The 14,357-nt window shown below is 48.0% G+C and carries 15 protein-coding genes; 10 read left to right on the top strand and 5 right to left on the bottom strand.

Going from position 1 to position 14,357, the window contains the following annotated elements; translation table 11 throughout:
- Positions 1–55: 55 nt before the first annotated feature.
- A complete protein-coding gene (locus tag AC50YO_RS24350) occupies positions 56–757 on the top strand; it encodes a hypothetical protein (protein ID WP_494851062.1) in 702 nt (233 codons plus the stop codon).
- Positions 758–817: 60 nt separating this feature from the next.
- Positions 818–1,462: a PAQR family membrane homeostasis protein TrhA gene (gene trhA / locus AC50YO_RS24345; RefSeq protein ID WP_494851061.1), complete on the top strand. Its 645-nt coding sequence runs from the start codon at positions 818–820 to the stop codon at positions 1,460–1,462.
- 63 nt (positions 1,463–1,525) lie between these two features.
- Here the strand turns inward: trhA and AC50YO_RS24340 are convergent, their stop codons facing one another.
- Together AC50YO_RS24340 and AC50YO_RS24335 are read right to left on the bottom strand one after the other, a co-directional pair.
- Positions 1,526–2,356, bottom strand: coding sequence for a lipase family protein (locus tag AC50YO_RS24340; RefSeq protein ID WP_494851059.1), 831 nt, complete (start codon positions 2,354–2,356; stop codon positions 1,526–1,528).
- 186 nt (positions 2,357–2,542) lie between these two features.
- Complete coding sequence (locus AC50YO_RS24335; protein ID WP_494851057.1) at positions 2,543–3,769, bottom strand: magnesium transporter CorA family protein; 1,227 nt, start codon at positions 3,767–3,769, stop codon at positions 2,543–2,545.
- Positions 3,770–3,893: 124 nt separating this feature from the next.
- Here AC50YO_RS24335 and AC50YO_RS24330 point away from each other — a divergent pair, with 124 nt between their 5' ends.
- Positions 3,894–4,436, top strand: coding sequence for a hypothetical protein (locus AC50YO_RS24330; RefSeq protein WP_494851055.1), 543 nt, complete (start codon positions 3,894–3,896; stop codon positions 4,434–4,436).
- 41 nt (positions 4,437–4,477) lie between these two features.
- On the opposite strand, the gene AC50YO_RS24325 is transcribed toward AC50YO_RS24330, so the two are convergent.
- Positions 4,478–5,734, bottom strand: a complete 1,257-nt coding sequence (locus AC50YO_RS24325) for an NAD(P)/FAD-dependent oxidoreductase (protein WP_494851052.1) — start codon at positions 5,732–5,734, stop codon at positions 4,478–4,480.
- 94 nt (positions 5,735–5,828) lie between these two features.
- Positions 5,829–6,695, bottom strand: coding sequence for a helix-turn-helix domain-containing protein (locus AC50YO_RS24320; RefSeq protein WP_494851051.1), 867 nt, complete (start codon positions 6,693–6,695; stop codon positions 5,829–5,831).
- A gap of 201 nt (positions 6,696–6,896) precedes the next feature.
- On the opposite strand from AC50YO_RS24320, the gene AC50YO_RS24315 reads away from it, so the two are divergent.
- From AC50YO_RS24315 to AC50YO_RS24300, 4 genes are all read left to right on the top strand, one after another.
- Positions 6,897–8,069 carry a galactokinase gene (locus AC50YO_RS24315; RefSeq protein WP_494851050.1) on the top strand — a complete coding sequence of 391 codons (1,173 nt, stop codon included), beginning with the start codon at positions 6,897–6,899 and terminating at the stop codon, positions 8,067–8,069.
- Positions 8,070–8,156: 87 nt separating this feature from the next.
- The gene (galE, locus tag AC50YO_RS24310; protein ID WP_494851048.1) at positions 8,157–9,143 is read left to right on the top strand and encodes a UDP-glucose 4-epimerase GalE; all 987 of its coding nucleotides are present in this window, start codon (positions 8,157–8,159) and stop codon (positions 9,141–9,143) included.
- Positions 9,144–9,172: 29 nt separating this feature from the next.
- Positions 9,173–10,756, top strand: coding sequence for a UDP-glucose--hexose-1-phosphate uridylyltransferase (locus AC50YO_RS24305; RefSeq protein WP_494851046.1), 1,584 nt, complete (start codon positions 9,173–9,175; stop codon positions 10,754–10,756).
- 242 nt (positions 10,757–10,998) lie between these two features.
- On the top strand, positions 10,999–11,463 hold the full coding sequence (locus AC50YO_RS24300) for a hypothetical protein (protein WP_494851045.1): 465 nt from the start codon (positions 10,999–11,001) through the stop codon (positions 11,461–11,463).
- 100 nt (positions 11,464–11,563) lie between these two features.
- On the opposite strand, the gene AC50YO_RS24295 is transcribed toward AC50YO_RS24300, so the two are convergent.
- On the bottom strand, positions 11,564–11,791 hold the full coding sequence (locus AC50YO_RS24295) for a DUF1128 domain-containing protein (RefSeq protein WP_494851043.1): 228 nt from the start codon (positions 11,789–11,791) through the stop codon (positions 11,564–11,566).
- Positions 11,792–11,994: 203 nt separating this feature from the next.
- Here AC50YO_RS24295 and yyaC point away from each other — a divergent pair, with 203 nt between their 5' ends.
- Genes yyaC through AC50YO_RS24280 form a run of 3 tightly spaced genes read left to right on the top strand, consistent with a single transcriptional unit; the run spans position 11,995 to position 14,063 of the window.
- Positions 11,995–12,549 carry a spore protease YyaC gene (yyaC, locus tag AC50YO_RS24290; RefSeq protein WP_494851041.1) on the top strand — a complete coding sequence of 185 codons (555 nt, stop codon included), beginning with the start codon at positions 11,995–11,997 and terminating at the stop codon, positions 12,547–12,549.
- Positions 12,542–13,396: an alpha/beta fold hydrolase gene (locus tag AC50YO_RS24285; protein WP_494851038.1), complete on the top strand. Its 855-nt coding sequence runs from the start codon at positions 12,542–12,544 to the stop codon at positions 13,394–13,396. The genes yyaC and AC50YO_RS24285 overlap by 8 nt, the downstream gene beginning before the upstream one ends.
- Positions 13,397–13,415: 19 nt before the next feature.
- Positions 13,416–14,063 carry a DUF6483 family protein gene (locus AC50YO_RS24280; RefSeq protein ID WP_494851037.1) on the top strand — a complete coding sequence of 216 codons (648 nt, stop codon included), beginning with the start codon at positions 13,416–13,418 and terminating at the stop codon, positions 14,061–14,063.
- Positions 14,064–14,357 lie beyond the last annotated feature (294 nt).

Here is a 14,357-nt window from a genome sequence, read left to right as displayed (position 1 = left end):
CCCCGCATAATGAACGTATGCCAAGTTGAATCATTGGATGACGGAGGGGTTTACGATGAAGACAATGGAAGGATCGACGATTAGCGTTTATTTGCTTGCCGGCGTTGCAACTACAACGTCGGCATTCAATGAATGCAGGAGCAAGCTGGATCAGCTGCTGCGCTCAAATGGGCTAGAGCCCTTCATTCATATTGTGTATCCATATGGAGACGCAAGCCGCAGCCTGTATAGGCAAATCGCTGAGGTTAGCAGTGATCTTACGAATAGAGTAGCCATAGGGCGAATTGGCGGTCGTGCCGTATTGGAGAAAATTAAGCAGACGTCTAGAGGAGACAATGAGCCGTTATTGCTTATTGGACATAGCGGCGGCGGGGCAGCCGCTTACCAGGCAGGAAGAATGCTGCATAGACAGAAGCTATCCCGCAATTTTCGGATTATACAGGTGGGATCTCCGCGAGTTCGTATCCATCCCGAGCTTCGGGACAAGGTCTCGTATTTTCATTCTATAGATGGACAAGGCAAGCTCAATGATCCGATTAGCCGAATTGGCAGCTGGGGTGGATGGTCGGTGCAAGGAAGAGCGGTTCCGCGTTGGAATCCGATGAAATATGCGCCCAGCATAGTAGAAGGCATTCCATTAATCGGCGGACATCCTCATTATTTCAGACATCAGGAGCCTTATATTGACCATGAGCAGGTGTGCAATCTGGACAAAACGATCGACCGTATGCAGGGATGGTTGAAAGGCTGGAGTTGATCCGTTACACTGAATATAGCTTAATGCAGTAAATGGAACGTTCAAGAATGGAGGAGTTGTATGGCAAATACGCACACCTATTCCAAGCGAGAAGAAATAGCGAATGCCATTACGCATGGTATCGGGGCAGCTCTCAGTGTAGCTGCTCTAGTCCTGCTTATCGTGTTTGCATCAGTGAAAGGGACGGCTTTTCATGTCGTCAGCTTTACGATATACGGCTCGGCTATGCTGCTCTTATATTCGGCATCGACCTTGGTTCATAGCTTCCCTGAAGGTAAGGCGAAGCGTGTGTTTGAATCACTTGATCATTCTTGCATTTACATTTTCATTGCAGGAACCTATACGCCAATCGTATTGCATATCGTGCAAGGAGCACTGGGCTGGGTATTATTTGGCATTGTGTGGGGCTGTGCTTTGGTTGGCGTTGTATTTAAAGCCTTCTTTGCCTCTCGCTTTCTCTTTACGTCAACGATTGTATACATAGCGATGGGCTGGCTTATCGTCTTTGCATGGAAGCCGCTTACGGAGCATTTGGCTCCAGGAGGTCTGCAGCTCCTCATTACTGGCGGTTTGCTTTATACATTCGGTACCATCTTTTATATGTGGCGAGCTTTTCCTTACCATCATGCGGTATGGCACTTATTCGTGCTTGCGGGCTCGATTGTTCATTTTTTTGCAATTCTGCTCTATATGCTGCCGAACTAAAACAATCCCCGCTTCAAGCCGTTGGTCTATGGCTTGAAGCGGGGATTCTTTGCTTGTGGTCAATTAATCTAAAAGCGGGCACCATCCGGGCGGCTCAGAGCATACCGTAGTTGCGAATATAGGGTCCTCTTGGAATAAGTCGGTGAAGTAGCTGGTTAATATATGATTGCCTGCGATGGAACCCATGCGGAAGGAACGTTTTGTTTCCCCTTTCACATGCATGTAGTAATAGGACTTTTTGGTGTTGGGCGCTTGATAGACGAGAGTTGGCAGATGAGGAACGATATCATATTCATTCTGGAATCGCCAATGGGTAGCAATCGTCGTATTGTAGGCACGAACAAATTTCGGGTCGCCGACACGGGGAGACCCGAAGGTATAGACGATAGGGGAACGAATGCTGGTATTGCTTGCAATATCCATTGCAGCCAACGTGGCAAGCGCTCCTCCTAGACTATGTCCCGTTATGAATAAAGGTTTGTCAGGCGGCAGTTTATTGATTAGGTCGAGAATTTGTGAACGAGCAGAAGTATAAATATCGGTAAAGCCTTTATGGGTTTGCCCGGAATTTTTCACTGGACGGTAGGTGATTTGCTGCGCGATGAAGTCAGAGACCCAGTCGACAGCCGAGCCTGAGCCGCGAAAAGCAAGAACGGCAGACCGCTCTGAATCCAATAAGAAGCCGAAGCGCTCTTCGGTTTCATCATAGGCCCGTGCCGTGAAGGAGCCGAGCGCTTGATAGTTGCGGGGAACAAGGAAGAGCCCATTGCTATTCTCGAATTGCATATAAGTTTGTCCACAAACGCCGGCTAGGAATAGGGCAGTGCGGATGTCTAATTCTTGTGATGCCAATTGCTTACGCGTGTTCTTGTTCAGTTTCTTTTGTGTGGTCATCCCAATCCCTCCGCTCATGCGAATACGACATTCTCTGATGTTGTATTGTATGAGGGAGAGAGAGCATCGGTAACCCGTAGGACAGACCATAATCCAATGAAAATAAGCAAGGATTGTTCGAATAGCAAAGAACCCTCAACGCCACGGCATTGAAGGTTCTTTGTTTGTTGCAGCTAACAGATTCAGCTAGCCTCGCTTCGATCTCTTTGGCAGTCGCTCGGTCGATTGTTCGGCCTCTGATGAGGATGGCTTCGCCTTGAATATACTTCTGCTTTTTCTGCGGGTTGACCCATTGGCAAGCTTCTTGCTTCCCTTACGCCCTGTGAGCAGGTCTCCTGTCCAGCCCTTCTTCCAGAGCCAAATGTAAATTGCGGAGGTAATCATAAGAATAACTGCGCATAGGACGGCGAAGCCCCACTCAAGATCATCTAGAGGGAGATCCTTCATATTCACACCCCAAATGGCTCCTACTACAGAAGGGGGAGTGAAGAGAACGGTGAATATCGTAAGGGTCTTCATAATATCATTGCCCCGAAAGCTGGATATCGCATCATCCATAGAGATCAGCGTATCAATCTCCAATGCATAATGCTTCAATAGGGTCTCTATTCTATCCAACCTGTGAGTGATTCTCTTGAAGCTGTCGCTTTCAGTCAGATCCTCCATAAAGGCTTCTTTGGCTCCGCTGTGGAGTTCCCTTACGGGTAGGAATAGATGGCTCCAATGAAGCAGCTCATAGCGGCGTTCAAATATGACATCCATGAGACCGGTGCGATTCGAGTGCCGCATCGCGTTCTCAAGCTCACCCAATCGATTCTCAAATCCGTCCAGCCCATCGTTAAAAGACTCCAGTATAACTCTGAGCATAACGAATAATGCCTCAGGAGCAGTTTCGCAAGCATCCAGCCTGGCAGCACAAATATCCGTCTGCAATCGAATCAGCATTCTTAAGTCATCATGTATGGTAACGAGCTTATCCGCGGAGAGCCAAAAATGAAACGGATGGATATCCGTCTGCTCCTCCGAGACCTGGAACATGATCGTTCCCTTCAATACCGGCCCGTTCTCAAGAGAGGTAGCAACCGTTATCTTGTTCGTATTCCTTCCGCTGCATTCATCCAGCCAAGAAGCACACTCTGGCAGCAATCGCTTGAATTCATTGTATTGTTGCTCTTCCTCTTCCAAGACCCTTGCGTTCAGGCTGGCCATGGAAGGAGAAGCATCGCCTGGCTTATCATTGTTACTGCGCTTCGGCCATTCTTCTACTGATTCAGTCTGCAGCCGTTCGTACTGCAGCACATGCCATTCCCATTTGGCCGGATAACGAAGCACCCGATGAATCATCGATTTGCCCCCCGCTTGTCCGATTTCATTCTTATATTCATTTCCTTCCATAATACCCCGAATAGGCATCCCTGCACAACCTGCATGGTTCATTCCTTCCTATTTAGCCGTTTTGCTTGTTAGGCGATTGATAGGCCTTCAATAAGGGTATAACTACGTAAAGCTGATAAAGAATTTGAGGAGGATGGGAAATATGGCTAAAAAATTAGGTGTTTTTTCCACAGAGCAGCAGGTTATTGATACGATTCAGCAATTAGAGAACGCAGGATTCCAGACGAGCGAGCTTCGCATATTTGCCAAAGACTCGGAGCATTCGCGCCGAATTGAAAGTGAAAGCAATGTTCATGTCGATGAGGTTAGGGAGCTCGCTGAGACGAGAGGTTCAGGTCCGGTAGCAGATTATGCAATCGCTCCTGGTCTGGTGGGGGCTAGCGGGCTGACGGGTACGCCTGGTTTGGCGCTAGATCCTGCATCAGTGGGCGGCGCTGTCTTAGGAAGAACGCGTATTGACGAAGAGGATGGAATGGACTCAGCCTTAGGAGCCCTTGGCTTGGATCGTACCGAGACATCGGCCTGTGTAGATGCCCTTAGACAGGGCTCGACAGTTGTCGTTGTTGAGATTGCCGAGACAAAGTCTATGCTTGATCCAGACGGAGGCCCTGATCTATCGAGGTTAGGTGTAGCCGAAGGCGTGTTTCGTGCCAATAATGCCTCGCAGATTATTTCAGGAACCTAAATGGGCTATAATGCGCAAAGAAGTTGAGCAGGAATTCCTGCTCAACTTCTTTGTTGTTCTTTAAGTGCAGTGCTATTCGATGGGCGCTCAAGGCGAACAATATCGGCGATAGGATGCTGCGAGCCAAGAATCATATCTCGCAAAATATTCGCCGCAATCATGCTGTATACCGTACCGTTGCCGCCATAGGCCAGACAATAATACACACCTGGTATAGCAGGATCTTCTCCGATAAACGGCAGGTTGTCTCGGGATTCGCCAAATGTCGCGCTCCATTCGAATTCGATGGGTGCCTTTAAATCTGGGAAGTGTGCCAAAATTTCATTATGTAGCTTATCCGTTCTTTTATGCATGGCTTCATTTCCTTCGACGGGTTCTTCTAGTTCTTCATCTAGTCCACCGATGATGATTCGATCGTCGAATGTTGTTCTCATATAGAGATAAGGCCGTGCTGTCTCCCAGATCAAATAATTATCATGCCAGCTGCGGAGAGCCGCTTTGTCCTGCACGCCAGTGACAGCGGCGAAGGAGCGGTTGATGTTTGCCTTCACAAGCTGTCCGCGCAGCTCCTCCGGTTCATAGCCAATGGCAAAAATGACGTGGTCGGCCTCTACTTCATAGCCGTCGGAGGTACGTAACAATTGTGTGCCATTAGATAAGGTCTCATGAGCAACGATATCGGTATTCTCATAAATTTGAAGCCCATAAGACATGGCGGCATCAGTAAGGGCTTGAACGAATTGGAAGGGATTCACTTCCGCATCGCCTCCCGTTACAATAGCGCCAGATTTTCGGAACGGAAAATGCGCCATAATATCATCAGGGCCCCAGAAGCGAACATCGAACCCATTGTCACGCAGAGTCTCGTATTCCTTAATCAGCTTCGGAAGGTCCTGCTCAGAGCTTGCATAATAAAGACTGCTTCTTTTTTTGAAGCCGACATTTGCGGGCAGTTTCTCAGCCAGATTGCCGAGCTGTTCAACAGCCGTCTTACAAGCGGAGTAAAATCGTACAGCATCATGCTCGCCGATCTGATCAATGAGATCTGACAGCATGACATCATTGGAGAATTGGAGCAGACCTGTGTTCGCGGAGGTGCTGCCCCCAGCAATACTGTCTCTCTCCAGTACAGCTGCAGAAATTCCGCTCTGTGCAAGCATATAGCCGCAGATCGAACCGGACATGCCACCACCTACAATGGCTGTGTTCACTTTGATAGAGGTGCTAAGAGGCGGATAGACCTTCGGGTTATCCAAGGTGGTCGGCCAATACAAATGACCCGTATGTAGCTTTTTCATTCATGTTCTCCCCTTCGTAAATAAGCATAGGACAGGATGTCTACAATTAATATGTCCATTTCTGATAGATGCGTACCACGAAGAGAGAGATTGTTTACATATTTGTGTTGCGCATCGCTTCACGATAAGCGGTAGGGGACTGCCCGTAGAAGCGCCGGAATTGCTTGGAGAAATAGAGGGCATCTTGCATACCTACCGAGGCCGCAATTTGTTCGATAGTTAATTGCTCGCGCTCGCGAATCATCTGCCTTGCTTTATCAATGCGGAGCTTGAGCAGGAAACTAATCGGGCTGACACCAGTATGCTTCTTGAAGAAGCGCGATAGGTAGGCACGGCTATAGCCCAGAGATTCTGCCATCTGTTCGATCGAGACAGGCTGGGCATACTGCGTGGACAAATAGTGAATGACTTGCTGGAGCAGCCATTCACTCTCATTGTGGGCCTCTTTGAAGGGCAGCTTCCTGATGGGGTGTGCAGCCTTGCTATATTCTGCGAGCAGAAGATGAAGGTAGCCCGCAGCTTTTAAATGAGATGCAGGGTCTCCTTGTCGAAAGGTGGAGAAAATATGGTGATAGAGCAAGCTGATCCGTTTGTTGCTGCCCGTATCAACAATGGGCTGTTCAGTTCCCAGGCCTGCTGCCTGGAGAAGCTCAGAGGCTTGAGATCCATTGAAGGCAACCCAGCGATAACGCCATGGCCAGGCAGCATCCGATTCGTAGCTGACGAGCTGCTCCGGCTCGATGAGAAAGGTATGGCCGGCCCGCAGGTCATAGCGATTGCCTCCGCTTGCGAAGACGCCCTTTCCTTCAAGGACCGTATGCATCAAATAAAAATCATAGACCTTAGGCCCAAGTAGATGGGAGGGCTTAGTCTGGCTCTCACCTGAGAAAAGCACATTCGTCAAGCCATTAGGCGTAATGTCTGGATTGGAAGCTACATAATAGCTTTCTTGCTTATTCATCATTAGCACCTGCCTTAATCTAGGGTGTCTTTTGTTAGAATGAAGATATAATTGATCATAACATGGAATGATCTCTATCCAAAGGTCACATAAATCCATGTGAAGAGCATTTTCCGCCATTTCGTTTGGAGGATTCATTGCGTTATACTGTAGGGGAACATAAAGATTACTTACACTCATGAAAAAGGAACGTGATAGCAAATGGCAAACCTCCAAGAGCTGACACAGAAATTTATACAGCAATATGGCGGAGATAAGGCGACTGTCCATGTATTTCATGCACCAGGACGAGTCAATCTGATTGGTGAGCATACCGATTATAATGGCGGATACGTTTTTCCGGCGGCCCTTACATTCGGTACGACACTATTGATTCGCAGACGTGATGACAATCAATTAGGTTTGTCGACAACGAATTTCTCCTCCTCCAAACATTTTTCGCTTGATCAAATCGTGTTCGACGAAGCTGATGATTGGATGAATTACCCAAAAGGCATTGTGAATGAGCTGCAGCAAAGCGGCATCACCTTCAAGAATGGCTATGATCTGCTGTTTCATGGGGAGATCCCGAACGGCGCAGGCTTGTCCTCCTCTGCTTCGATCGAGGTAGTGACGGCATTCGGTTTGCTTACAATGGAGGACCAGCCTGTTGACACAGTCAAGATTGCCCTGCTCTCGCAGAAGTCTGAGAATGAATTCAATGGCGTTCAATGCGGAATTATGGATCAGTTCGCTGTTGCCAACGGGAAAAAGGATCATGCGATCCTGCTGATGTGCGATACGCTGGAATATGATCTTGTTCCGTTCCAGTCAGGCAGCTACAAGCTCGTTATCGGTAATACGAACAAGCGTCGCGGCCTTGTAGACTCTGCTTATAATGAACGCCGCAGCCAATGCGAGCAGGCTGTCATTGATCTGCAGGCTGCATTCCCGGAGCTGACCCTGCTCGGTCAATTGAATGTGCAGCAATTCAATGCGAATAAGCATCTGATCAAGGATGATCTTGTTCGCAATCGCGCACAGCATGTCGTGGAAGAGATCGACCGTGTTCTTCAATCTATGGATGCGCTCAAAGGCAATGATCTGGCACGCTTCGGTCAATTAATGAATGCTTCACATGATTCGCTTCGTGATCTGTATGAAGTAACGGGAGTAGAGCTGGACACCATGGTGGATGCGGCTCGCAAGGTTCCCGGTGTGCTTGGTTCGCGTATGACGGGCGCAGGCTTCGGCGGCTGTACGGTATCGCTTGTCCATGAGGACAGCATTGAGGCATTCCAGACAGAGGTTGGTCGTCATTATCGGGAACAGACAGGACTTAAGCCTGATTTCTATGTATGCAGCATTGGCAATGGCGTAGAGCAGCTTGTGTAAGGAAGAATGGATAAGAAGAGAACGGTAATTATAATTGTTGATTCTGAAGAAAAACAATAGAAATAGAGCAGGGAGAGGGATGAGAAAATGGCAGTTTTAGTGACAGGCGGGGCAGGCTATATCGGTTCACATGCAGTAGCAGCTTTAGTTGAGCGCGGGGAAGAGATTGTTATTGTCGATAATATGCAGCAAGGGCACCGGGATGCGCTGCTGGGCGGCAAGCTGTATGAAGGAGATCTGCGCGATTCAGATTTCTTGGATACGGTGTTCAAGGAAAACACTATAGATGCTGTTATTCATTTTGCTGCTAATTCGCTAGTAGGCGAGAGTATGCAAAATCCAGGCAAATACTATCACAATAATGTTTACGGAACGCTGTGCCTTTTGGAAAAAATGGTGGAGCATGGCGTGAGCCGAATCGTATTCTCTTCTACGGCAGCGACTTACGGAGAGCCGGAAAATGTACCTATTGATGAATTTGATCGGACGCTTCCGACGAATGCCTATGGCGAGACGAAGCTTGCTATGGAGAAAATGATGAAGTGGTTCGATGTGGCGCATGGCCTCAAGTTCGTATCCTTGCGTTATTTCAATGCGGCAGGCGCTCATGAGAGCGGGAAAATCGGCGAAGACCATAGCCCGGAGACGCATTTGATTCCAATCGTTCTGCAAGCAGCACTGGGACAACGCCCTCATATCGTCGTATTCGGTGATGATTATAATACGCCAGATGGCACTTGTATCCGCGATTATGTTCACGTAAGCGATTTGGCGGATGCGCATGTACTCGCTGTGGACCGACTGCGCGGCGGGGCAGATAGCGCGATCTATAACTTGGGAAGCGGGCAAGGCTTCTCCGTAAAAGAAGTGATTGATATTGCCCGTACCGTGACAGAGAAGGAGATCAAAGCGGTAATAGAACCGAGACGCTCTGGCGACCCCGCGATTCTTATCGCTTCCTCGGAACGTGCCCGTACAGAGCTTGGCTGGAAGCCGACACGCACGAAGCTTGAAGATATTATTGGCAGTGCTTGGAGATGGCATGAAGCTAATCCTAACGGCTATAACGATTAAGCTGCCCTCTTGAAAGGAGTTCTTGCATCATGAGAAAGACCGAACATCAGAACACCGGAGCAACGGAAGCGCTGGTACTTATAGAAAGACTGGTCGGATTCGCTTTGCAAAAAGGGATGATTGAGCCGCTTGATGTTGATGCATCCCGCAATGCCCTATTGGATTTATTCCAATTCAGTGAGCCATTCGCCACAGATGTGCAGCAGGAGCCGCTTGATAGTGCTGTCACCGTGTTAGAGCCGCTTCTCGATTATGGCTATTCTATTGGCTTGATTGAAGATAATACGATGACCTATCGAGATTTGCTCGATGCCCGTATTATGGGGCTGCTCATGCCGCGCCCATCAGAGACTGCTGCGAGCTTCCGCCGGACGGCTGAGCAATCAGGAATAGCTGCGGCAACCGACGCCTTCTATAAGCTCAATCTGGATTCAAACTATATTCGGATGGATCGTATTCGCAACAATAAATATTGGCTGCATGATACGGAGTACGGCGCGCTTGAAATCACGATTAATTTGTCCAAGCCTGAGAAGGACCCTAAGGAAATTGCCTTGTTAAAAGCTATGCCGCAAGCGCATTATCCGAAATGTCTGCTCTGTGCAGAGAATGTAGGCTATGCAGGCCGTGCCAATCATCCTGCACGCCAGAATCTGCGCGTTATACCGCTGGTTCTGCAAGAGGAGCCATGGTTGTTCCAATATTCGCCTTACGTGTATTATAATGAGCATAGTATCGTATTTAAGGGTGCTCATGAACCGATGGCAATCTCCCATGCTTCGTTTGCGAGATTGCTTGATTTTGTGGAGCAATTCCCGCACTACTTTATCGGCTCTAATGCGGATCTGCCGATTGTAGGCGGCTCGATACTGAGCCATGACCATTTTCAAGCGGGGCGCCATATCTTCCCTATGGAAAAGGCTAAGACAGAGATTACTTATCAGTCGCAAGAGCTGCCTGGCGTAAGCATCGCTATCGTCAGTTGGCCGATGTCTGTTGTTCGGGTGACAGGCGCTTCGAAGCGCGATGTGCATACAATGGCTTGCCGCTTGCTTGATGAATGGAAGAGCTACAGCGATCCAGAGGCAGACATCCTTGCTTTCACCGAGGAGAGCGATGGCAATCTTGTCCCTCATAATACGATTACGCCCATTGCAAGGCTGCTTGATAATGGAGATTATGAGATTGACCTTGTTCTGCGAAATAATCGTACCAGCACTGAGCATCCGGACGGCATTTTCCATCCCCATAAGGCTCTTCATCATATTAAGAAAGAAAATATTGGCTTAATCGAAGTGATGGGGCTGGCTGTGCTGCCAGGACGCCTAAAAACGGAGCTGGAGCAAATCGCTGCTTATTTGACGGGCAATCCTGCGGAAGAGCTGAATGAGGCTGACCACCCGCTCCAGCAGCATGCCCAATGGATTCAATGGTTAGTTGGGCGCTACGGTACGAAGCATACAGCTGAGCAGGCGATGGCTATCGTTCAGTCGGAGACGGGAGAGAAATTTCTCGATGTGCTCAGAGATGCTGGCGTCTATAAACGGACAGAGGAAGGATTGGCGGCATTCAATCGTTTTCTTACCGCAATTAATCTGCAGCAGATCACATAAAGGATAGAGGAAGGACCACTGCTTTGGTCATTTGACAAAGCGGTGGTCCTTTATATTTTGACAATTTAGTGGCAGAAATAAATCTGTTAAGAATTTAATTTGTAAAGAGCAAAGAATTATGGTATTTTTTATAGGAAAATAAAAAAAGATAATTTTATTATTATTGACTCAAATGATAAGTGTTTTTTCAAATACCGCGCTTGTCTTTTGGTGGCAAAAATAAGTAAAGTGGAGGGAAACAAATGCCGGAAGCCATTATGCCTTTGAATGATTTTTTGGATTTGAACACCGAGGAACAGATCGAAAAGCTAAAACGCTGGAAAATGGATTATACGCTTAAGGATATCCGGGAGGCTTGGAACTTCAAGCATTCTGCCCAGTATTACATGCTTTTGAAGAAGCTGCGTATCTACGAGCGAGTGGTCAATAAATCGGACAAGTTCTATCCGGTTTCCGAGCATATTCTAGTGCAAGCAGGAGGCATTCCTGACCGCGGTGTGTGGAGAGGACGCAGCTTAGCTGAAGAGCAGCCATCCGATCGGTTCACTTATAATCTGAACACAACACTTAGCGGTGCCGAGCTTGCAGAAAAGCTAGAGAGGCTGGCTTTTTTCCTAAGAGGCGAGCAAAAGCAAGTGACAATTGCGTTGTCTATTGAGTCGAAGAATGAAGTTGCAGCTGCAGATAAAGAGGAACAATCTGAATAATAAATAGAATGGAGCCGCTATTAGTGCGGCTCCATTATTTTGTCGAATTACAACATTAATTGTCTAATAATGGTATTAAATGACTGTAAAAATAATTGTATTATTTTCCACGTAATTTTCCGAGTTCAGACACTAATGCTTCAACTTCACTGATGCTGAATTTCTCTTTGGAAGCGACAACTTCGTATAATTCTTTAATATCCTCATATTGGTCAATGTTAAAGTGTGAAGACTGCATAGCAGCTGCTGTAGCCATTTTTAACTTGGTCTTGATTGTCTCGATCATGAATTCCACATTCTGCTGTGATTTCTGTTCCAGATCCACCATGATGAATCCCTCCTCTATTGGTCATTGCTGTGGATATTGTATCATATATTTTTCGCTGGCGTTGCAGGGAAATTGAACGTTGCAACACAGTTCAGGTACAATGAAGCAAGAATAGGAAACAGTTCAGGTACAATGAAGCAAAATAAGAACACCATTCAGGTGCATTGAAGCAAGAATAGGTTAATAAAGCAGGTGCAGTATAAATGAGTAAAGTTGCAGAAGAAAAGAATAGTCACGAGAGTAGTCTGCTGAAGTTCATCGCATCGATTGCAAGCAAGCATCCTCATCGGGATCATCTCGTTTTGTTATGTATTGGCTCTGACCGTTCAACGGGAGACAGCTTCGGTCCCTTAGTTGGAACGATGCTGGAGGAGCGCGGCTGGCCACATATAGTTGGCACATTGCAGCAGCCTTGTGATGCCCATAAGGTCGAGAGAGCGGCACGTGAGATTGCGGAAGGCAAGATCGTGATTGCAATTGATGCTTGCCTTGGCAAGCCGTCCTCCGTCGGGCAATTCGTAATGGCAGAGGGTTCATTGACGCCAGGGCAAGCGACTGGGGCGGGATTGCCTGCTGTTGGGCATTATAGCATTGCAGGTGTAGTCAACGCGAATAGTCATAAGCCGTACATGACGCTTCAGACGACTTCGCTGTACAGCGTGATTCAGATGGCGAGAGTGCTGGCGGAAGCGATGGATCAGGCATGGGGCAGCAGCAGTCACCTAATAATGGATGAGGAGAGTGTACAACATGGATAAAAAGTCTATCGCTAATCAATCGGTTAAGCTTCAAAGCGGGGTTGAAATTGCTTATTACGACTCCTTGGAGAATGGGAAGGACGCCCTTGCAGATAAAGGACAAGAGGAAGGACAGACCGTTGTTCTCTTGCATGGCTTTTGCGGGAGCTCCGCTTATTGGGAGCAGGTTGTTTTGCCGTTATCCACTCACGCCCGGATTCTCGCAATTGATTTGAGGGGGCAAGGGCTATCTAGCAGTTCCTCCGATGAGGCTTATTCGATGGAGCTGTATGCAGATGATGTGGCCAGTATGCTGGAACAGCTAAGCTTAGGAAAAGTAAGTATGCTAGGCCATTCTTTAGGAGGTTATATTACGCTTGCTTTTGCAGATAAATATTCTGACAAGCTGTCTGCATTCGGCTTGATCCATTCGACCCCGCTTCCAGATGGCGAAGAGGCGAAGGCAGGACGGGATAAGGCAGCCGCTGCGATTGAGAAGGATGGAATAGAAGCGTTTGTTGATGGGTTAGTGCCTAAGCTATTCGCTCCCGAGCATAAAGAAACGATGAGTGATAAGATTGAGCATGTTAAGCAGATTGGATATGGTACTAGCGCACAAGGTGCGATTGGAGCGGCACTAGGAATGAAGGCAAGACCGGATCGCACTGCGATATTGAAGCAAACGCAGCTGCCGCTGCTGCTGGTCGCTGGAGCTTACGACCAGGTCATTCCAGCTGAAAAAACCTTCTTGGCGAACGGTGCTCATGTTACGCAAATAACTTTAGAGCAAGCAGGACATATGGGGATGATTGAGCAGCCGGAAGCACTTGCTGCGGCTATTGCGGATTTTTTAGTAACTTTGAGGTAAGAGCGGGAGGATGAGGCTGTTGTTTCAACGCGATTTTTTCATGCGAATGATTGAGCAAATGACGCAAGCAGTAGGACAAGTTATGCAGTTGAAGCGAGATATGAAGCATGAGGATGCTCTGCTCGTTATTGACGAGCTGCTTGATAAAAGATTCGGTCTGAGCGGGAAGCTTATTCGCTCTTTGTCCGATGATGACTTGCTAGCTGTTATGACGACGAATGGCGTTATTGCGACAGATAATATTCAAGCGATTGCGGTGCTGCTCAAGCAAGAAGGAGATTTGTACCATGACCTTGGCAATGAAGATGCAAGCTTCACACACTATCTGAGGTCCCTTCATTTATTCATGAGACTATCGTTGGTGGATGCCCCGCCGACGATAGTGAATTGTTCGCAAGAAGCCACGCAATTGCTGGAGCTGCTGAAGCGTTATGAGCTGCCCAAAGCGACTAAATTGCTGCAAGCCGAATGGCATGAGGGTGAAGGACAATTCGATCAGGCAGAGAATGTCCTGCACGAACTGCTTGAAGATGGCGATATCGAGCCCGCCGAGGTGGATTCGTTCTATAGAAGAGTCATGCTCTATGACGATGAGAAGCTTATTAATGGTGGCCTGCCTCGCGAGGAAATCATGTTCGCTCTGACAGAGCTCAAGGCAGCACAGTAAGCTGCCGGCGATTAAATTGCGAGCGGTTGCGGCGAAATCGCTGTTGCGCGATGATTAGCGGGATTGGGGGAAGCGCGTAGCGTACCTGTGTTCCGCTAAAGAAGCGAAAAGCGGCTAGTGGGTGCGAATAGCGGAACACGGTTCCGTAAAGCAGCGCGTGAGAGAGGTAAGCGGTGCTAGGTCGAGCGAATAGCGTACCTGGGTTCCGCTAAAGAAGCGAAAAGCGGCTGGTGGGTGCGAATAGCGGAACACGGTTCCGTAAAGCAGCGCGTGAGAGAGGTAAGCGGGGCTAGG

The organism is Paenibacillus sp. J22P59 (assembly GCF_059383895.1).
Note: the sequence above shows the minus strand (reverse complement) of the source record. Positions and strands in the feature narration are given on the sequence as shown.